Source organism: Amycolatopsis sp. NPDC059027, from assembly GCF_042739735.1.
Lineage (GTDB): Bacteria > Actinomycetota > Actinomycetes > Mycobacteriales > Pseudonocardiaceae > Amycolatopsis.
Window position 1 is genome coordinate 41,568 of record NZ_JBHYIK010000010.1, and the last position, 18,629, is coordinate 60,196.

Genomic DNA, 18,629 nt, shown 5'->3' on the forward strand with positions numbered 1-18,629 from the left:
ACCCCGTCACTCCGGGGAGATTCCACCAGTCTGGGGCATCTGTGCGCCACCGGGGGCCGAAACCGCGGAATCCGGGCGCAGGAACCGCGTCAAGATCACCTTGAGCATGGCCCGCTCGGCGGCGACGTCGAGTTCGGGATCCATGTTCGCCCGGCTGATCAGCGCGTCGATGAGCGCGGTGATCCAGTTCGCGGCGGACAGCGGCGGGATCGACGCGTCGATCAGCCCCGCGTCGGCGGCACGCTGGACGAGCACCTGGAGCCCGTCGCGCGTCGCGGCTTCGTTGCGCCGGATCAGCGCGGCGAACTCCTCGTCCCGCGCGGCCTGCGCGGCGACTTCGAGCACGAGCCGGACCAGGATCGGCTCGGCGACGTCGGCGGAGAGACGGTCGACGACGGCGAACAACGCCGCGAGCGGGTCCTGCGCCTTCGCGGCCTCGGCGAGGAATCCGGCGGTCCGCTCCCCGTCCTCTGCGAAGATCGCGACGAAGACCGCGCGTTTGGTGGGGAAGTAGTGGAAGAGGCTGCCCGAGGAAATCCCGGTGGCGCGGCAGATGTCCGCGGTCGTCGTCTTCTCGAAGCCCTTTTCGGCGAAGCACCCGACGGCCGCGTCGAGAATCGCCTGGCGCTTGGCCGCGTGTTTGGCCGGGTCGACCTTTCTCATCGCTCCGCCGGTGGCTCGTCCAGCCAGGGGAAACCCTGTCCGGTAAAGCCCTTCGCCAGGTCGGTTTCGGAGAGGTCGGTCTTCTCGCGCACCAGTTCCTTGCCTTCGACACCGAGCAGCACGAGTTCCTTGTCGTCCTTGAACACCGCGGTCACCTCGGCCTCGATGCGCCGCTTCTTCTTGCCCCGCTGGAGCCGGACGCTGCCCGGTGCGACGGTCACGATCAGCCGCTGGTCCGCCCAGACCGCGGCGAACAGCCAGCCCGCGACCAGGCCGAGGACGAGCAGGCCGACCAGCGCCCACGGTTTCGGGATCTGCGCGATCAGCTGGAACGGCTTCTGCCACGGGAACCAGGCGAGCGAAACCACCCAGCTCGCGATGGCGTAGAGCCCCGCCCCGATGGCAGCGCCTGCCAGCGGGCACGCGAACCACGAACCGCGCCGGACCCAGCCCGGCTCGTCGATGACCGTCTCCATACCGGACATTATTAGACCGGCTGCTCGGTTTATCAAACTCGGGGGTCAGACCAGCTCGTCGATCACCTCGCGCAGCGCGGCCTCCAGCCGCGGCCCGTCCTCGGCGAATCGCGACGACACCAGGACCTGGTCCTCGGCCGCCCGCAGCCACACCGGCCCGGCCACGGAGATCTCGATGACCGCGAGCCGGAACGGGTACGCGCGCCTGCCGAGGCGGACCTCGGCCTCCCGGACCAGCTGGCCGAGGCGTTCACCGGCGACGATCTGGCGGCGGTAGAACCCGGGTGCCCACGGGTCGCCCTGCCGCTCGCCGGCGCCGCGGAACGCCGGCCCGCGCGAGGAGGCGAAATGCCGCGACGCCGGCGCGGCGAAGTACTCCATCGCGTGCCGCATCGCCGCCCCTTCGCCCAGCCCGCCGCGCCGGTAGCGGCCGCGCGGGTTGCGGGGATCGGGATCGTCGCGGACGCGGAGGAACCCGAGCAGTTCGTTCCACCAACCGCACCAATCGCGCTGGATCGCGGCCCGGTCGAGCCCCGGTGGGATGTGCACCGGGACGTCCGGCTCGACCGGTGGCAGCACCGGCCCGTCTTCCACGGACAGCGCGAGGGCGTCACGCACGTATAGCGCGACGTCGACCTCGGATTCGCTGCCCCAGCCGACCCGCCAGGACGTCGTGTTTTCTAGGCGCACAGAATCCAATGTACGCCGGGAAACCACCGGTTCCGGCCGCGTTCGCGCTGGTACGCAACCAGGAATAACCCCTCAGCCCTGCGGTTCGCGAATCTGTTGCCAGATCAGGAAGTACGCCCGGTGCACGACGTGGGCGACGCGGCTTTGCGCCGGTGTCGCGCCGAAGGACGCGAACGAACGCCACCAGCCCGCGCGTTCAAGCGCGTGCGCGGTGAGTTCGGCGCGGCCCGCCCCCGGCATGCCGAGCTGCGCGCCGATGTCGGCGTTGCTGCCGACCCGCAGGACCTCCTCGGTCAGGTCCTCCGGCATGTCGACCGCGCCGGACGCGACCAGCGTCAACGCCTCCAGCAACCGCAGCTGGTGCGCCTCGGGCTTGGCGAGCAGGACCTCGATCGCGTCGTGGACGCGCTGGCGTTCCGCGGGATCGCCGGAAGTGTGCGCGAGCGCGGTGACCGAGGCGAGCGCGGCCGCCGCCTTGATCCCGTCGGCACGGGCGGCGAACACGATCGACAGCCGCTGCCGGACGGCTTCGAGCCCGGAGGCGTCGAGCAGCACGCGCCGCAGCGCGCCCGCGGTGATGCCCGGCTCCGCGCGGATCGCCTCGACCGCGCGCCGGACGCCGAACAGGTCGAGCTTTTCCAGCAACCGCAGGCGGGTCCCGGCCGGGACGTCGCATTCCCAGCTGGTGAAGATGTCCGCCGAGATCAGCATCGTCTCGAGGATGTCTTCGTCGAGTTCGGCGAGCTGCCGCAGCGCCTCGGCGTCGGCCGAGGTGAAACCGCCGGACTCGGCCGATTCCGCGATCAGGCCGATGACCGGGAGGACATCGGCGACGCGCGGTTTCAGCGTGCTCGCCTGCTTTTCGGCGAGCATCGTGGCGGCCTTCCACACGTCGCCGCCCGCGCCCTCGACCGACTCGGGCGCGATCGTGTCGGCCTTGTTGAGCACCGCGATCGCGTTCACCGGGCCCGCCTCGCGGCTCGCGGTGGCCGCGGTGAACGCGGCGAGGGCCTGCTGGTCGTCGGCACGGACGCCCTGGGTGACGACGTACAGCACCGCCTCGGCGCCCGCGACGGCGCTGCGCGAGGTGTCGTCGAGCTCGTTCGAGCCGTCTTCCGCTTCGTCGTCGTCCTTGCGGTGTTTGGCCGCACCCAGCAGCTGTTCGGTGCGGGACACCGACGCGGCGTCGAGCGAACCGAGGCCGGGGGTGTCGATCACCGTCATGCCCTGCAGGACGGCGTTGGTCAGGTAGGCCTCGATGTGCGAGACCTGGTCGATGTCGACGCCGAGTTCGGCGGGGATCATGCCGTCCGCGGCGAAGGGCAGCACCTGCTTGCGGCCGTCGGTGAAGACGATCTCGACGCGGTCGACCGTGCCGTACTGGAACCGGGTCACCAGCCGGGTGCACTCGCCGATGTCCGTCGGTGCGACGCGGCGGCCGATCAGCGCGTTGACCAACGTCGACTTGCCGGACTTGATCCGGCCGGCGACCGCGACCTGCAACGGGCCGCCGAGCCTGCGCAGCACTTCGGCGAACCCGGCCGCGGTGCGTGGCGAGACCTGCGACTGGAGCCGGTGGCAGAGGTTCGCCACGGACATCGACAGCGGGCCCGCGAGACGCCCCTGCTCCGCCGCTGACGTCACGAAGTCCTCCCCTCCCGAAAAGTCGCGCGCACCGAATCGTGCCATGTCCGTCATCCTCGGGTCGCACCGAAGGTGCTACCGCCGACCGACGCGCCGGGACCCGGCGGGGACCTACTGTGTCCAGGTGCGACGGTTCAGCCTCTGGTTGCGTGCTCACCCCATGGTGGGCGATTCCGTGCTGGCCGGAATCGTCGGCTTCATCGACCTCCTGATCCTCGTGGTCGGCGAGCTCGACGGCGAGTCCCTCGGCATGCCGCCGTGGTACGTCGCGCTCCCGATCGACCTCGCGATCATCCTGGCGCTGGTCTACCGCCGGAAATCGCCGCTGTGGTCGGCGTACGTGCTGCTGGTGATGGGCACCATCCACAGCACACTGATGCTCGGGGTCTCCGGGGTGGCCGGGCTGGCGATCAGCATCTACTCGGTGGTCGTCTACGTCGGCCGCCGCCAGGGCCTGCTCTACGTCCTCGTCCTGACCGTGGCGAGCGCGATCCAGCTGGTGGCCGAACGGTCGCCGGATATGGTGGCCCAGGCCGTGATCGCCGTGTTCGGTGTCGCGCTGTGCTGGGTGCTCGGCGAGTTCGTCGGCGCCCGCCGCGCCTACGACGACGAGGTGCAGGCGCGCCTGCACCTGCTGGAGACCGAACGCGATCAGGCCACCCGGATCGCGGTCGCCGAGGAACGCGGCCGGATCGCCCGCGAACTGCACGACGTCGTCGCGCACGCGGTGAGCGTGATGGTGGTGCAGGCCGATGGGGCGTCGTACGCGCTGAAGTCGGATCCGGAGCTGGCGGAACGCGCGTTGCGGACGATCTCGGAGACCGGCCGGGGCGCGCTGGGCGAACTGCGGCGGCTGCTCGACGTGCTGCGCAACGACGAGGGTGACGGTGAGCCGCGGGTCCCGCAGCCGGACGCGCACGCGCTGGCCGACCTCGCCGAGCGGATGCGGGAGGCCGGGGTGGCGGTGACCCTCGACGTCGAAGAGGATCTGGGCGATCTGCCCGCCGGGGTGTCGCTCGGCGTGTACCGGATCGTGCAGGAGTCGCTGACCAACACGCTCAAGCACGCGGGTGCCGGGGCGAGCGCCGACGTGCGGGTGCACCGCGTCGGCGAGTCGGTCGAGGTGCTGGTCCGCGACGACGGCGCGGGACGAGCGGAAGAACTGGTCTCGGCGACGGCGGCGACCACGTCGTCACAGCGGACCGTGAAGGCCCCGATCCGGCTCAAGGTGCCGGGCGGGAACGGACTGATCGGGATGAGGGAGCGCACGAACGTGTACGGCGGAACGCTGGAGGTCGGCCCCGCCGACGGTGGCTGGCAGGTGCGGGCGGCGCTGCCGGTGAGGTTGACGTCGTGATCCGGGTGATGCTGGTCGACGACCAGGAGCTGATGCGTGTCGGCTTCCGGATGGTGCTGGGCGCGCAGGAGGACATCGACGTCGTCGGCGAGGCCGGGGACGGCGCGCAGGCCGTGCGGCTCGCCGAACAGCTGCGCCCGGACGTCGTGCTGATGGACGTGCGCATGCCGATTCTGGACGGCGTCGAGGCGACCAAGCGGATCGTCGCGGCCGGCACGGCGCGGGTCCTCGTGATGACGACGTTCGATCTGGACGAGTACGTCTACGCGGCGCTGCAGGGCGGGGCGAGCGGGTTCCTTCTCAAGGACACCCAGCCCGATCACCTGATCTCGGCACTGCGGTCGGTGGCGAGCGGCGACGCGGTGGTGTCCCCGTCGGTGACGCGGCGGCTGCTGGACCGGTTCGTCGGCGCGGGCGGGAGCCCGATGCGCGACGCGACCGAGCTGGATGTGCTGACCGAGCGGGAACGCGAGGTGCTCGTGCTGATCGCGAAGGGCATGTCGAACCTGGAGATCGCCGAGTCGCTGTTCCTGTCCGAGGCGACGGTGAAGACCCACGTGGGCCGGATCCTGGCGAAGCTGGAACTGCGAGACCGCGTACAGGCGGTGGTCCTGGCCTACGAGACAGGACTGGCGAGACCCGGCGTCAGCTGACCTGCCGGGGACGTGCCCCTTGGTCAGGCACGTACCCGGGTCCGGTCCGTGGGTCCCGAGAGAATCAGAGTCCCTCGGGGCCCACGGACTCTCAGCGTCTCAGCGGAACGCGGCCGGATCGGCCGTCGCGGGGTCGAGGCCCGCCTTGTGGACCTCGGTCATCCAGCGGCCGAAATCGGGCCGCGAGCCGTCGGCGTCGGTGATCCCGTACTCGTGCATCAGGGTCCACGAGGCCAGTGTCCGGCCGGCGAAGCGTGCGACGTCGGGATCGGTGGCCAGCGCCGCGACGCCCCGCGCCACGTAGGCCGGCGTCTCCGAGATCGCGAAGTCGACCGGCGCGGTCTTGCCCACCGCGTCCCGCCAAGTCTCCTCGCTGACGCCGAACAGGTCGAGCATCGCCTCCGAACGCAGAAAGCCGGGGCTGACCGCCAGCCCGGTGCAGCCGTGCTCGGCCAGCTCCGCGCCCAACGCACGGCCGAGCGCGCGGATACCGCATTTCGCGAGGTAGTACGGGATTCCGGCGCCGACGTAGTCGTCGTTGTCGCCGTCGGTGACCTCCAGGACGAGCCCACCGGGGCGCCGCACCACGAGCGGCAGCAGGCGATGCAGGGCGATGAGGTGGGTCTCGACCGCGTTGCGCACCAGCGTCAGCGCATCGTCCAAAGAGGACTCCCAGTACGGCGACTCGAAGTCCGCGAACGGGTCGCCGCCCCAGACGTCGTCGACCAGGATGTCGATCCCGTCCGTGATCCGCTCGCGCAGCGTGTCCACATCGGACACCGAAGTGAAGTCACAGCGCACCGCGACGCCCTTGCCACCCGCCGCGTCCACCAGCTCAGCGGTGTCCTCGATGGTTTCGGCGCGTTTCATCGGCGACGCCGTCGTCCGCGTCGTGCGTCCGGTGACGTACACCGTCGCGCCGAGGCGGCCCAGCTCCACCGCGATGGCCCGGCCGCAGCCGCGCGTCGCGCCCGTGACCACGGCGACCTTGCCCGCCAGTGTTTTCACTGCCCCTCCTTTCCCCGCCACGCGGACAGCACCGCGTCGACGTCTTCCTCCAGCCGCCGGGCGAGTTCGCCTTCCGGACGGATCGACCAGTCGAGAGCCGTCCCGTTGACCACCGCGAGCACCGTGCGGGCCGCGCGCCGCGACGCGGGCGCGTGCGGCAGGTGCGGGGCCGCGGCCTCAACCAAAAGGCGTAGTTCGTCCTCCACCGCGGCGTAGTGCTCGCCGAGCAACGCACGCAGCGCGGGATCGCCGATGTCGACGCCGAGCTGGCCGAGGTGGTTTGCCGCCGTCTCGGCGTCCCCGAGCCCTGCGTACGTCTGCACCAGCGCGGCACGCAATCCCGCGACGCCGCCGTCCGCCGCCTCGGCGTACTCGCGCATCCGGGTGACCGTCTCCCGGGTCGAATGTCGGCTCAACGCCTGCAAGAGGCCGGTTTTCGAGCCGTAACGCTGGCTGAAGATGCCGACCGCGACCCCGGCCTCGGCGGCCACCTGGGCGAGCGTGAAGCCGGGACCGACGCGTCCGATGACGGTCGCCGTCGCGGCCAGAAGCCGTTCGTCGGTGATGCTCCGCGGTCTCGCCATGCCATTATTGAATCACAGTTCATTAACCGGTGCGCAAGAACCCCGGGGATCGAGTTCAGGGTTGACTCAGGGTCATCACCGATCGCGCCAGTGCCCGAGAGCGAGCAAGGTACTACTCAGGTCGGGTGACAGGTTCGATCCTCAGGATGACGCGCCGAGAGCCCACGATCAGTCACGATGGGTCCCGTCAAACAGCTGAGGGTGAAGCGGCGAGACCTCGTCACGCTGCACCACGCACGTCACGACGCACCAGCCGCTTCAGAGGGAGCAGACATGATCGAGGCAACGAGCCTCACCAAACGCTACGGCGCAACGCTGGCGGTGAACAACCTTTCGTTCAGCGTGGCGGCGGGCAAGGTGACCGGGTTCCTCGGCCCGAACGGGGCGGGCAAGTCGACCACCATGCGGATGATCCTCGGCCTGGACAACCCGACCTCGGGCCAGGTCCTGATCGGCGGCAAGCGGTACCACGAGCTCAAGGAGCCGCTGCGCACCGTCGGCGCACTGCTCGACGCGAAGTGGGTGCACCCCAACCGGTCGGCGCGGGCGCACCTGAGCTGGATGGCGAAGTCGAACCGCATCCCGGCCTCGCGCGTGGACGAGGTACTCGACATCGTCGGGCTGACCAGCGTCGCGGGCAAGCGGGCAGGCGGGTTCTCGCTCGGCATGTCGCAGCGGCTGGGGATCGCCGCGGCACTGCTCGGCGACCCGGAGGTGCTGCTGTTCGACGAGCCGGTGAACGGCCTCGACCCCGAGGGCATCCTGTGGATCCGGCAGTTCATGCACCGGCTGGCCGACGAGGGCCGCACCGTGTTCGTGTCCTCGCACCTGCTGTCGGAGATGGCGCTGACCGCGAGCCAGCTGGTGGTGATCGGCAAGGGCCAGCTGATCTCCCAGTCGTCCACAGAGGACTTCGTGGCGCGGGCCGCGGAGAACACCGTCAAGGTCCGCTCGCCGCAGCTGGACCGCCTGCGTGACGTGCTGCTCAAGGCCAGCGCGCAGGTGACCGCCGAGAACGGCGCGATCCTGGTGTCCGGAATGGACAGTGACAAGATCGGCGAGATCGCCGCGGCCAACCAGCTCGTCCTGCACGAGCTGAGCCCGCAGACCGGCTCGCTGGAGCAGGCGTTCATGCAGATCACCGGCGACGCCGTGGAGTACCACACCGGTCTCGACGCCGAGGCACAGCACGTACTCGACCCGGCCGCCCACTGACTTTCCCGAGGAAACGAAGATCATGACTCTGCTCGCGGTAGAACGCATCAAGCTCTTCACCACTCGCTCGCCGTGGTGGTGCGCCCTCATCACGCTCGGACTCGTCGTCGGCCTCGCCGGGATGTTCGCCGCCGCGGCGCCCGACGGCATCTCGATGGACGTGCAGACCACCCAGATCGGCTACCAGTTCGGAGCCGCCGTGATCATGGTGCTCGCGGCGCTCTCGGTGACCACCGAGTACCGCTTCGGCACCATCCGGACGACCTTCCAGGCGGTGCCGCACCGCGGCTCGGCGCTGGTGGCCAAGACGGCCGTCGTCGCACTGCTCTCGCTCGTCATCGGCGAGATCGCCGGGTTCGGCGCCTGGGGAATCGCGAAGCTGATCCGCCCGCAGGACAACCTCGCGCTGAGCACCACCGCCGACTGGATCAACGTCGCGGGCGTCGGCGTGCTGTTCGCCTTCGCCTCGGTGATCGCGGTCGCGGTCGGCATCCTGATCCGGCACAGTGCCGGCGCCATCGCCCTGCTGCTGATCTACAGCCTGGCCGCGGAGAACCTGATCCAGCTCATCCCGAAGGCCGGACCGAAGATCCACCAGTGGATGCCGTTCAACGTCGCGGACAAGTTCCTCCGCGGCGGCGGGAACCTCGAACAGGGCAGGCCGCTTTCGGACGCCCCGCTGAGCCCGGGCTGGGCGCTGGCCTACTTCGCCGGATTCTCGATCGTGCTGCTGGCCATCGCGATCGGCGTCGCCAAGAAGCGCGACGCGTAACTAAAAGACCCACCACAGGGAAAGATCCGGACGGAATACGGCGGGGGCCGCACCGGCTGGACAAGGGGAAAATAGGGGAAGAGTAGATCCGGGTCACCAATCGGGGGGTGACCCGGATCTCTCCATTTCGGCGTAAAGTCACCTCCGTCCAAAACAGGAGGGGGGAGGGCTTCGGTGATCGAAGCGAGAGGGCTGACCAAGGCCTACGGCGCCACGGTGGCGGTGAACGAGCTGACGTTCACCGCGCGGGCGGGGCGCGTCACCGGCTTTCTCGGGCCGAACGGCGCCGGGAAGTCGACGACAATGCGGATGGTGCTCGGCCTCGACGCCCCGGACGCGGGGGACGTCCTCATCGACGGCGAGCCGTACCGACAGCTGAGCGATCCACTGAGGACGGTTGGCGCGATGCTGGACGCGACGTGGCGGCACCCCGGCCGCTCGGCGCGGGCGCACCTCCGCTGGCTCGCGGCGACGAACGGGATCCCGGACCGGCGGGTCGACGAGGTGCTCGCGCTGGTCGGGCTCGACAGCGTGGCGAAGAAGCGGGCCGGGCAGTTCTCCCTCGGCATGCTCCAGCGGCTCGGCATCGCCACGGCACTGCTCGGCGATCCCCGGGTGCTGCTCTTCGACGAGCCGGTGAACGGGCTGGACCCCGAAGGCATCGTCTGGATCCGCCAGTTGATGCACGCGCTGGCCGCCGAAGGGCGGACGGTGTTCGTCTCCAGTCATTTATTGCCGGAAATGGCGCAGACCGCGCAAGATCTTGTCGTGATCGGCCGGGGCAGGCTGATCTACCAGGGCACGATGGAGGACTTCGTCGCGCGCACGAGCGAGCACGGCGTCCGCGTCCGGACACCGCACGCCGAGGCCCTGCGCATCGCGCTGAGCGAACGCGGCACCGCGTTCACCGAGCACGACGGTGCGCTCGTGGTGTCCGGAATGGACAGTGACGCGCTCGGCGAGCTGGCGTTCACCGCTGGCGCGACGCTGCACGAGCTGAGCCCGATCACCGGCTCGCTCGAACGCGCGTACATGGAACTGACCCGGGAAGCGACCGAATTCACGATGCACGGGCAGGAGGCCGCGCGATGAACGTGTTGCGTGCCGAGCGGATCAAGCTCTTCAGCACTCGCGCGCCGTGGTGGTGCACCGCGCTCGCGATCGTCGCGCCCCTGGTGTTCACCGCGATCTTCATGGGACTCGCCGGGCCGGAGTTCCAGATCAACGTGGGCAACACGCAGGCCGCGTCGGCGCAGGGCCGGACGGTGGTGCTGGTGCTCGCGGTACTGGCGGCGACAACGGAGATCAACTGGGGCACGCTGCGGCTGACGTTCCAGGCGGTGCCCTCGCGCGTGCCCGCGCTCCTGGCGAAGGTGACCGTGGTCGGCGCGCTGTGCACGTGCATCGGCCTGGTCGTCGGCTTCGGCTCGTGGGCGATTTCCCTGGTGCTGCAACCGAGTGCGGATCTCGCGCTGCACACCGGCGCGGACTGGCGTTCGGTGCTCGGGCAGTGCGTGACCTTCCTGCTGACCGGAGTTCTCGGCGTCGGCGTCGGATTGTTGTTGCGCAGCACCGCTCTCGCGCTGACCTTGGTGCTCGTCTGGACGCAGGTGCTCGAGGGCCTGGTGATGCTGATTCCCCGGGTGGGCAAGGACATCTACCAGTGGATGCCGTTCTACGCGGCCGACCAGTTCGCCGGCGGAAACCTGCTGCGGACGACGTTGCGGCTCTCGCCACCGATGGGGCCGTGGGGATATCTGGGCTATTTCGCGGCGATCAGCGTCGTCGTGTTCGCCGCGGGTGTCGCGGTGACCCAGCGCCGGGACGCCTGAACCCGACCACCGGGAGTGACGGGCGATGGTATACCGCAGGCAAAGGAGTTAAGACCATATTAAGAGCCTGTGGCTTCCCTCACAGGAAGCGGACATAATGCCGTGACCAGGAAATATTCGTAGAGAACGAACCGGAACCCGTCTCAGCTCCCGTGGAGGTGATCCTTGGCGGTGGACACCGGTCAGGATGTAGGCAGCACGATTCCCCGCGCCCGCACGGAAATGGCGGCGCCACGGCTGGAACCGATGCTCGATCTCGAGTGGTCGCAAGCCATCGAGCTCCCGCGGACGGCGGCGTCCGCGACGGGCCCCGGTGAGCTTCGGCGCGCGTGGGTGCATCGTGCCCCCGAAGATCGAGTGGTGACGTTGTTCCGCAAGGCGGGTGGCATGCACGGCCCGGTGCCCGCGCCATGGTGGTTACGCGCGGTCGCGGACGGGAAACTGGAATCGCGGGAACTCGGTTTCCGCATCGAAGATCGAATAGCGCAGTTGCTCGGCAGGCGACCGGGCTGGGAATTCGTACCCTGGGCGGCCGACGGCGAATCCGGGTATTGGGAATTCATGCCGTCCGAGCGCGGCAAGTCCGGGCACGCCATACCCACCACGGTGCTCAACACCGATCGCCACCCCGGCTGGATCGACGTCCTGCCCGCACACAGCGGCACCACGCCCGAGCCCATCGCGGTCGCCGGGCTGGCCGGTCTGCGCGCCCGGCTCGGGGAGTTCGAAGCCGTCCGCTAGCGCGCCGTAGGGTTGGGCCCGTGGAGAGCGAGGACCAGCCACGACTGCGCAGCGTGGTCAGCTATGTCAAACGCGGCGGCCGGATGACCGTCGGCCAGCAACGAGCCTGGGAAGAACAGTGGCCGTCGCTCGGCCGCACGGTCACCGAGCTGCCGCCGGGGCCGGTCGACTTCGACGCCTGGTTCGGCCGCTCCGCTCCGGTGATGCTGGAGATCGGGTCCGGCATGGGCGAGACGACCTCGCAGCTGGCGGCTGCCGCGCCGGAGCTGAACTACGTCGCCGTCGAGGTGTACGACCCCGGCCTCGGGCAGCTGATGCTGCGTGCGGAGAAGCTCGGCGTGACGAACCTGCGGCTCATGCACGGCGACGCGGTGATCCTGCTGAAGGAGCACGTCGCGCCGGACTCGCTGGCCGGGGTGCGGCTGTTCTTCCCGGACCCGTGGCCGAAGAAGCGCCACCACAAGCGGCGGATCGTGCAGCCGGACTTCGTCGAGCTGGTGGCCTCGCGGCTCGCGCCAGGCGGCACCTTCCACCTGGCGACCGACTGGGAGCACTACGCCGAGCAGATGCTGGAGGTGTGCTCGGCCGCGCCCGCGCTGCGCAACCGCCACGCCGACGAGCCGGGTGGCTGGGCGCCGCGCCCGGACTGGCGCCCGGTGACCAAGTTCGAGCAACGGGCCGACGTCGAGGGCCGGATCTCCCACGACCTGATCTTCGAACGCCGCTGACACCGCCGCGACGGTGACACCGGATCGTGGTTTTCGAGGCGGAGTTGTCCACAACCGGCTGAACCCTGTGGACAACCCCGTCCTGACGTGCCGAGCACCTGGTCAGGATGTCCGTGAGTGCTTCATTGAGGTTTTCTCGGTAGGTGTGGGGCGCGGCTTTGTTGGTGGGCGCTTCCCCAGGGCCACTGCGGGCCCGCGATGTGTCGCGAACGCCCCGTTCGGGACGTTCATCGTCGGCAACGGAGCGTTCGCGACATCGGACGAACGGCGCCGACGAGCGTGGCAAGTCCGAGGGACGCCCTCGGCACACCCAGACCAGCGCACCGAAGACGCCCGGCAGCACCCAGGGGCCCAGAGCCCCTGGCGAGAAAACCCCGATGCGGCCTTCACCGACCAGTGGCGACACCCCGCAAACGCGCTGAAGGGGACCTTCCCCGCACCCCGAGCGAGGAAAGTCCCCTTGCAGCTACCCCCGTAACTCGCCCCTCCCCCGAATCGAGGGGCGAGCACGTATCTATTCGTCGGCCAGCGGCTCCGCCTGCACCCGTTTCAGCGCGGGCGTGCAGACCGACGCCCCGAGCAGCGCCACCAGCACCCCGAGTACCACCGGCGCCGCGATCCACGGGCTGAGCACTATCGAGCCCTTGTTGACCAGGCTGAACAACCCGATCCCGACCAGCGTCCCGACCGCTCCGGCACCGATCGTCGCCACCAGCGCGGGCAGCGCGGCCTCCATCCGCAGCGCCTTCGCCAGCACGCGCACCGGCGTCCCCGCCGCGATCAGCGCGCCGAAGGTGCGCCGCCGGTCCATCACCGAGCCCGCGGTCGCGACCGCGGCACTGCACCCGGCGAGGATCCCGGCGGCGAGCAGGCCGATGACGGTGACCCGGCGCAGGTCGCCGAGCTCGACCTCCTGACGGTGCAGCCGCTGCTCGCGGCTCCAGATCAGCTCGCCGCCCGCGGCACTGACGAGTGCGGTCCGCACGACCTCGCGGTTCGCGTCGGTGGTCGGCGCCACCACGCTGATGTATTTCGGCTTGACCTCGGCAGGCAGCACGGCCGGGTCGATGATGAACGAACCCGTGAGGTCCTTGTCCGCGTTGGTGATCTTGTGGACCGGCGTGTTCGGCGCGAACGCGGCGGCGGACAGCTTCTGTGCGCCGGGATCGCCGGTGACCTTCCACTGGGCGAGATCGACCGGCGCGTCGCCGTAGATACCCGGAGCACCCTGGCACGAGCCCGCGACGCCGAACCGAGTCAGCTTCGCGGCCTCCGCGCAGGGCATGACCAGCGCGGACCGGGCCTGCCTGCTGCGGCCTTCACCGGACACCAGTGACACGGTCGCCACCGGGAGCGCCCGAGCCGACTGGCCGTACTTCGCCAGCGCCGCGTTGGCCTGGTCGACCGCCTGTGCCGAGTGGGCGCTGTCGGTGTCGAAGTAGAGCACGGAGTCCTGGAACGACCGGCCGCCACCGGCCAGCGACTCGAACGTCGGCAGCAGCGTCAGCGCCATCGAACCGGCGAACACCGCCAGCACGATCCCGGCCGACGACCGATACGCGCCCTTCGGGTCCTCCCGCAGCCGCCGGCCCGCCAGCAGCGCCGCCGGGCGGCGCCAGATCCGCACGAACGTGCCGCCCACCGCGGACGTCACCCACGGCCCGACCACCATCGCGGACCCGACCAGCAGGAACAGCCCGCCCATCACCAGGGCCATGCCGTTGGAGTTCTCCTTCGACGTGGAAATCGCGTAGAGGAAGAACAATCCGGCCGCGGGCAGCGCCAGCAGGCGCCACCACTTCAGCGGCTTCGGCGTGTGGTTGCCCGCCGCGAACAACGGCGTCTTCAGCACCCGGCGCAGGCCGAGCACCCCTGCCAGCACCACCAGCACCGGCAGCGCGACGACCAGCGCGGCGGCCAGCCCGACCGGCAGTGCGAAGTCCGAGGTCTGCCAGGTGCCGCCGTCCCACGGCACAAAGGTCGCCAGCGCGGCCAGGCCCGGGCTGACGGCGAGCCCGGCCAGCGCGCCGATCGCGGCCGACAACGTGGTCTCGGCGGCGACCATGCCGGTCACCTGGCCGGGGGTGGCCCCCGCCAGCCGGATCGCGGCCAGCCGCCGTTCCCGCCGGGCCGCGGTGAGCCGGGCCGAGGACGCGACGAGCACCAGGCTCGGCACGAGCAGCACGATGATGCCGACCCAGGCCAGCAACGTGAGCATGCCGTCGACGCTTGCCTTGCCCTGCGGGAACGAGGTCACCGGACGGGCGCTCTCCGGTATGGAGTCCGGCGACTGGCCGGCGAACGCGACCAGCTGCTCCGGGTACTTCAGCGCCTCCGGCCCCAGCTCACCGACCACCTTGCCGTACCGGTCGGCGAGGTGGGCCGAGGTGTCGGACTGGATGAGCTTGGCGAGCGCGGGCGACACGTAGGCCTGACCCGGCCCGGGCAGCCCCGGCAGGCCGGGGGACGGCTTCAGCGCGGTGGCGTCGCCCTTCCCGGTCAGTGCGACGTCGACGCGGGCGATCTCCTGGCCGTGCGCGTAGTCCTTGGAGTCGAGCATGAGCATCGGCACCGAGTTGCGTGCCTGTGCAGCGGACGCGTCGTAGTCCTGGGATTCCTGCTGCGAGCTCGTGGTGTAGTGCCCGTAGTAGTAGCCCTCCTGCCAGATCGCGCGCTGGGCGCGAACCTGCGTGGCGAAGGGCAGCGCGGCGAGCAGGAGCACCAGCGAGGTCGCGACGGCGACACCGACCGCTGTGAGGATCGCCGAGGTGCGGGTGCGCCGGTCGATGCGCAGGACCCGCAGTGCGAGGCGGAGCGAGTTCATGCGATCGCCTCGCTCCGCGAGACAGTGTTGAATCCTTTTTGGCGCATGATATCCATGATTCGCTTGCAAGCGGCGCTCATGCCGCGACCTTCGAAGCGATCAAGCCGTCACGAATGGCGACAGTGGTAGGCAATGATTCGGCGAGGTCGCGGTCGTGGGTCACCACGATCACCGCGGCACCCGTTTCGCGGGCCGCGTCGAGCAGCGCGTCCATGGTCTCGCGGCCGGTGCGGGTGTCGAGCGCGCCAGTCGGTTCGTCGGCGAAGATCACCTTCGGCCGGTGGGTCAGCGCCCGCGCGATCGCGACACGCTGGGCCTGCCCGCCGGACATCTCGCCGGGACGCCGGTTCTCCATGCCCTTCAGCCCGAGGCGTTCGAGCCAGATCCGGCCCGCGTCGATGGCTTCCTTGCGGCCCTTCCCAGCCAGCAGCGACGGGAGCGCGACGTTCTCCTCCGCGCTCAGCTCGGAGACGAGCATGCCGGACTGGAAGACGAACCCGAATTCGGTGCGGCGCAGTTCGCTGCGCTTCTTCTCGCCGAGCTGGTCGACCCGTTGACCCGCCAGGTAGATCTCGCCCGAGTCGGCGCGGAGGATTCCGGCGAGCACGTGCAGCAGCGACGTCTTCCCGGAGCCCGACGGGCCGACGATCGCGACCGCGTCGCCCGCCCGGATGTCGATGTCGACCCCGGCCAGTGCGTACTGGGCGCCGTAGCGCTTCACCAGCCCACGGCCGGAAAGAACGGGAGCGCCGGTCCACTGTGGATTGTTCGGCTGTCGCGGGTGCACTGTGGTTCTCCTCGTCGTTCACCGTGTTTGACCAACGGCGACGAGCTTCGCCGAAACGGGAATGTGTCCACTTCGGGCAGACGGCCAGTGCTGCGCCGCCCGGCATCGGCCGATCGGCCGACCCGGTCCGGGCCACACGGCCAAGGTGCGGGGCGCGGGCGATCCTCTACCGTTTCGTTGTGGCCGCCGAAAACACCGAGACCTCGTTCTACGCACGCGCCAGAGAGTTCGCGCGGCGGCTCGGCGTGCCCGCGATCGTGTTGTTCGGCGCGCTGCTGTTCGACATCCTGTTCCTCGGCAGCGCCGCGATCGACGACGCCGGCCCCAAGTGGGTCGACCTGTGGCTGTTCCCCGGCATCTTCGCGATGGCGGGCTGTGTGTGGTGGTCGCGCTCCCGCGCCGCCGTCGCCGCTGCTGCCGGGGCAGGCGTGCTGGTCCTGTCCAGCGTGCTGATCCGGTACACGCACGCGCCGACGTACTCGAGCCTGCTGGCGAACCTTTCCATCACCGAGGTGGTGGCCGGGGTCGAGTTGGTCTACTTCGCGGCGCGAAAGACCCGTCTCGGTGTCGCGTTCGCGGTGATCGGCTCGCTCGTGGTCGGCGCGCTGTGTGCGGTCTTCGGCCGTGTCCACACCTACTACCTCAGCGGCAATCAGGTCGTGACCAGCATGTTCGTCGGCTTGGGCCTGCTGGCCGGCGCCACCGTGCTCGGCCTGATCGCCCGGCCGCGCAACCTGCCGAAGCCGAAGACACGCTGGCTGGCCGACCACCAGTCACCGACGGTCCGGCTGATCGCCGAGACCCTGCGCAACCAGTGGCCACTGGTGGGCATCCTCGCGCCGCTGTTGCTGATCGACTTCATCACCACCTACAACAACAACTTGCGCCCGCTGCCGATGCTGGTCTGCTCGATCGCCGCCGCGGGCATTGTCCTGATCGCCCCGCGTTTTCCGGGACCCGCCACGGTGGCGTTGGCGGCCGTGTTCTTCCTGACCACGCTCGTTTCGCCCTTCGCCGGGCGCGGCATCCTCTGGGGCGGTGGGTTGACGCTGCCCGAGGTGGCAGCCGGGATGGGCATGGTCGTGCACCTCATCCGTCTGGTCCCGGCGAAGCGCGCCTGGCCGAGAATCGGGTTGCTCGCCGTAACGGTCGCGATCAGCGCCACGTTCGGCGGCGACGCGAAGGGTGGCCGGGTCAGCTCGGAGCTGCTGGGCATGTTGTTCGTCGTCGCGGCGCTTCTGCTCGGGCTCGCGGTGGCCACCGGGCTGTTCCTGCGCTCGCGGGACCGCGAACGCAAGCAGGTCATCAAGTCCGCGGTCACCGACGCGCAGACGTCCGAGCGGATGGCGCTGGCCCGCGAGCTGCACGACGTCGTCGCGCACCACGTCACGGGGATCGTGGTGCAGGCGCAGGCGGCGAAGATGATGGCGGCGAAGGACCCGCAGATCGCGGTCGAGGCGATGGGCCGGATCGAGCACGCCGGGACCGAGGCACTCGTCGCGATGCGCCGGCTGGTGAGCAGCATGCGCGGGGACACGCCCACCGGGTCGAGCGAGTTCAGCGAGCAGGCGACCACCGATCTCGGGGCGGACCTGCGCAGGCTCGTCGAGGGCTCCCAGCACGGTGTCGAGACTTCGACCCACATCGACCTGCCACCGGATCTGCCGCACGAGGTCGGCCGGTCGGCGCTGCGGCTGGTCCAGGAGGCGCTGACGAACATCGGGAAGCACGCGTCGGGTGCGACGGAAGCCCTGGTCGTCGCCGAGGTCGCCGGGCAGGAACTGCACCTCCAGGTGACCGACAACGGCCGTGAGCCGGACCGCCGTCCGGCCGGGGGATCGGGAGGATACGGTCTGGTCGGTATGCGCGAACGGGTCGCGTTGCTGCACGGCAGGATCTCCGCGGGCCGGGCCCCGGACGGGGGCTGGCGGGTCGAGGCCTGGCTGCCGCTCGCGGAGCAGAGGAACGAGGACGAGTGATCCGGGTACTGATCGCCGACGACCAGGAAATGGTGCGGATGGGGTTCCGCATGATCCTGGACGCGCAGGACGACATCGAGGTGGTCGCCGACGTCGCGGACGGCGTCTCGGCGGTGGCGAAGGCTCGCGAACTGCGTCCCGACGTGTGCCTGCTCGACATCCGCATGCCCGGCCTCGACGGGCTCGAGGTCACCCGGCAGCTGGCAGGCCCGGACGTCACCGACCCGCTGAAGGTCGTCGTGGTCACCACGTTCGACCTCGACGAATACGTGCACACCGCGTTGCGCAACGGCGCCAGCGGCTTCCTGCTGAAGGACGCCGGGCCCGCGCTGCTGATCGAGGCGGTGCGCGCGGCGGATCGCGGCGACGCGCTGGTGTCGCCGCAGATCACCGTCCGGCTGCTGAAGCACTTCGACGGCAGCAACGGCAAGGCGAAGCGCAACGCCCCGCCGCCGTCCGAACCGCTGACCGCGCGCGAGATGGACGTCGTGAAGGCGGCGGCGCGCGGTTTGACGAACACCGAGATCGGCGCCGAGTTGTTCCTTTCGCTGTCCACGGTGAAGACGCATCTGGCCTCGGTGCAGAGCAAGGTCGGCGCGCGCAACCGCGTCGAGATCGCGGCGTGGGCCTGGCGGAGCGGTGTCGTCGACTGACAGGGTGAGCCCGTAAGATCTCG

At 70.0% G+C, this 18,629-nt stretch carries 18 protein-coding genes; 10 read left to right on the forward strand and 8 right to left on the reverse strand.

Annotation, left to right across the window (positions count from 1 at the left end; genetic code table 11):
- Window positions 1-6: 6 nt before the first annotated feature.
- From ACFWY9_RS09295 to ACFWY9_RS09310, 4 genes are all read right to left on the reverse strand, one after another.
- A complete protein-coding gene (locus ACFWY9_RS09295; protein WP_378326617.1) occupies window positions 7-663 on the reverse strand; it encodes a TetR/AcrR family transcriptional regulator in 657 nt (218 codons plus the stop codon).
- Window positions 660-1,139: a hypothetical protein gene (locus tag ACFWY9_RS09300; protein WP_378326616.1), complete on the reverse strand. Its 480-nt coding sequence runs from the start codon at window positions 1,137-1,139 to the stop codon at window positions 660-662. Before ACFWY9_RS09300 ends, ACFWY9_RS09295 begins: the two co-directional genes overlap by 4 nt.
- Before the next feature lie 45 nt (window positions 1,140-1,184).
- Complete coding sequence (locus ACFWY9_RS09305) at window positions 1,185-1,829, reverse strand: hypothetical protein (RefSeq protein ID WP_378326615.1); 645 nt, start codon at window positions 1,827-1,829, stop codon at window positions 1,185-1,187.
- Window positions 1,830-1,901: 72 nt separating this feature from the next.
- Window positions 1,902-3,518: a dynamin family protein gene (locus tag ACFWY9_RS09310; RefSeq protein WP_378338596.1), complete on the reverse strand. Its 1,617-nt coding sequence runs from the start codon at window positions 3,516-3,518 to the stop codon at window positions 1,902-1,904.
- Window positions 3,519-3,633: 115 nt separating this feature from the next.
- On the opposite strand from ACFWY9_RS09310, the gene ACFWY9_RS09315 reads away from it, so the two are divergent.
- Window positions 3,634-4,830, forward strand: a complete 1,197-nt coding sequence (locus ACFWY9_RS09315; RefSeq protein ID WP_378326644.1) for a sensor histidine kinase — start codon at window positions 3,634-3,636, stop codon at window positions 4,828-4,830.
- Window positions 4,827-5,483 (forward strand): response regulator, encoded by a 657-nt coding sequence (locus tag ACFWY9_RS09320; RefSeq protein ID WP_378326613.1) that lies wholly within the window; start codon window positions 4,827-4,829, stop codon window positions 5,481-5,483. The genes ACFWY9_RS09315 and ACFWY9_RS09320 overlap by 4 nt, the downstream gene beginning before the upstream one ends.
- A 99-nt stretch (window positions 5,484-5,582) precedes the next feature.
- Here ACFWY9_RS09320 and ACFWY9_RS09325 read toward each other — a convergent pair whose 3' ends face one another.
- Together ACFWY9_RS09325 and ACFWY9_RS09330 are read right to left on the reverse strand one after the other, a co-directional pair.
- Window positions 5,583-6,482: an SDR family oxidoreductase gene (locus ACFWY9_RS09325; protein ID WP_378326643.1), complete on the reverse strand. Its 900-nt coding sequence runs from the start codon at window positions 6,480-6,482 to the stop codon at window positions 5,583-5,585.
- 5 nt (window positions 6,483-6,487) lie between these two features.
- Complete coding sequence (locus ACFWY9_RS09330) at window positions 6,488-7,075, reverse strand: TetR/AcrR family transcriptional regulator (RefSeq protein WP_378326612.1); 588 nt, start codon at window positions 7,073-7,075, stop codon at window positions 6,488-6,490.
- Window positions 7,076-7,348: 273 nt separating this feature from the next.
- Here ACFWY9_RS09330 and ACFWY9_RS09335 point away from each other — a divergent pair, with 273 nt between their 5' ends.
- The 6 genes from ACFWY9_RS09335 to trmB all read left to right on the forward strand — a co-directional run bounded on the left by ACFWY9_RS09335 (window position 7,349) and on the right by trmB (window position 12,363).
- Window positions 7,349-8,290 (forward strand): ABC transporter ATP-binding protein, encoded by a 942-nt coding sequence (locus tag ACFWY9_RS09335; protein ID WP_378326611.1) that lies wholly within the window; start codon window positions 7,349-7,351, stop codon window positions 8,288-8,290.
- 22 nt (window positions 8,291-8,312) lie between these two features.
- On the forward strand, window positions 8,313-9,062 hold the full coding sequence (locus tag ACFWY9_RS09340) for an ABC transporter permease (protein ID WP_378326610.1): 750 nt from the start codon (window positions 8,313-8,315) through the stop codon (window positions 9,060-9,062).
- Between the two features lie 174 nt (window positions 9,063-9,236).
- Window positions 9,237-10,154 carry an ABC transporter ATP-binding protein gene (locus ACFWY9_RS09345; RefSeq protein WP_378326609.1) on the forward strand — a complete coding sequence of 306 codons (918 nt, stop codon included), beginning with the start codon at window positions 9,237-9,239 and terminating at the stop codon, window positions 10,152-10,154.
- Window positions 10,151-10,894, forward strand: a complete 744-nt coding sequence (locus ACFWY9_RS09350) for a hypothetical protein (RefSeq protein WP_378326608.1) — start codon at window positions 10,151-10,153, stop codon at window positions 10,892-10,894. The genes ACFWY9_RS09345 and ACFWY9_RS09350 overlap by 4 nt, the downstream gene beginning before the upstream one ends.
- Before the next feature lie 222 nt (window positions 10,895-11,116).
- Entirely contained in the window at window positions 11,117-11,635 is a 519-nt protein-coding gene (locus tag ACFWY9_RS09355; RefSeq protein ID WP_378326642.1) for a hypothetical protein, read from the forward strand.
- 20 nt (window positions 11,636-11,655) lie between these two features.
- Window positions 11,656-12,363, forward strand: coding sequence for a tRNA (guanosine(46)-N7)-methyltransferase TrmB (gene trmB / locus ACFWY9_RS09360; protein ID WP_378326607.1), 708 nt, complete (start codon window positions 11,656-11,658; stop codon window positions 12,361-12,363).
- A 514-nt stretch (window positions 12,364-12,877) separates the two neighbouring features.
- On the opposite strand, the gene ACFWY9_RS09365 is transcribed toward trmB, so the two are convergent.
- Together ACFWY9_RS09365 and ACFWY9_RS09370 are read right to left on the reverse strand one after the other, a co-directional pair.
- On the reverse strand, window positions 12,878-15,187 hold the full coding sequence (locus ACFWY9_RS09365; RefSeq protein WP_378326606.1) for an FtsX-like permease family protein: 2,310 nt from the start codon (window positions 15,185-15,187) through the stop codon (window positions 12,878-12,880).
- Between the two features lie 76 nt (window positions 15,188-15,263).
- Window positions 15,264-15,974: an ABC transporter ATP-binding protein gene (locus tag ACFWY9_RS09370; RefSeq protein ID WP_378326605.1), complete on the reverse strand. Its 711-nt coding sequence runs from the start codon at window positions 15,972-15,974 to the stop codon at window positions 15,264-15,266.
- 179 nt (window positions 15,975-16,153) lie between these two features.
- Here ACFWY9_RS09370 and ACFWY9_RS09375 point away from each other — a divergent pair, with 179 nt between their 5' ends.
- On the forward strand, window positions 16,154-17,953 hold the full coding sequence (locus tag ACFWY9_RS09375) for a sensor histidine kinase (protein WP_378326604.1): 1,800 nt from the start codon (window positions 16,154-16,156) through the stop codon (window positions 17,951-17,953).
- Window positions 17,950-18,606, forward strand: a complete 657-nt coding sequence (locus ACFWY9_RS09380; protein WP_378326603.1) for a response regulator — start codon at window positions 17,950-17,952, stop codon at window positions 18,604-18,606. Before ACFWY9_RS09375 ends, ACFWY9_RS09380 begins: the two co-directional genes overlap by 4 nt.
- Window positions 18,607-18,629 lie beyond the last annotated feature (23 nt).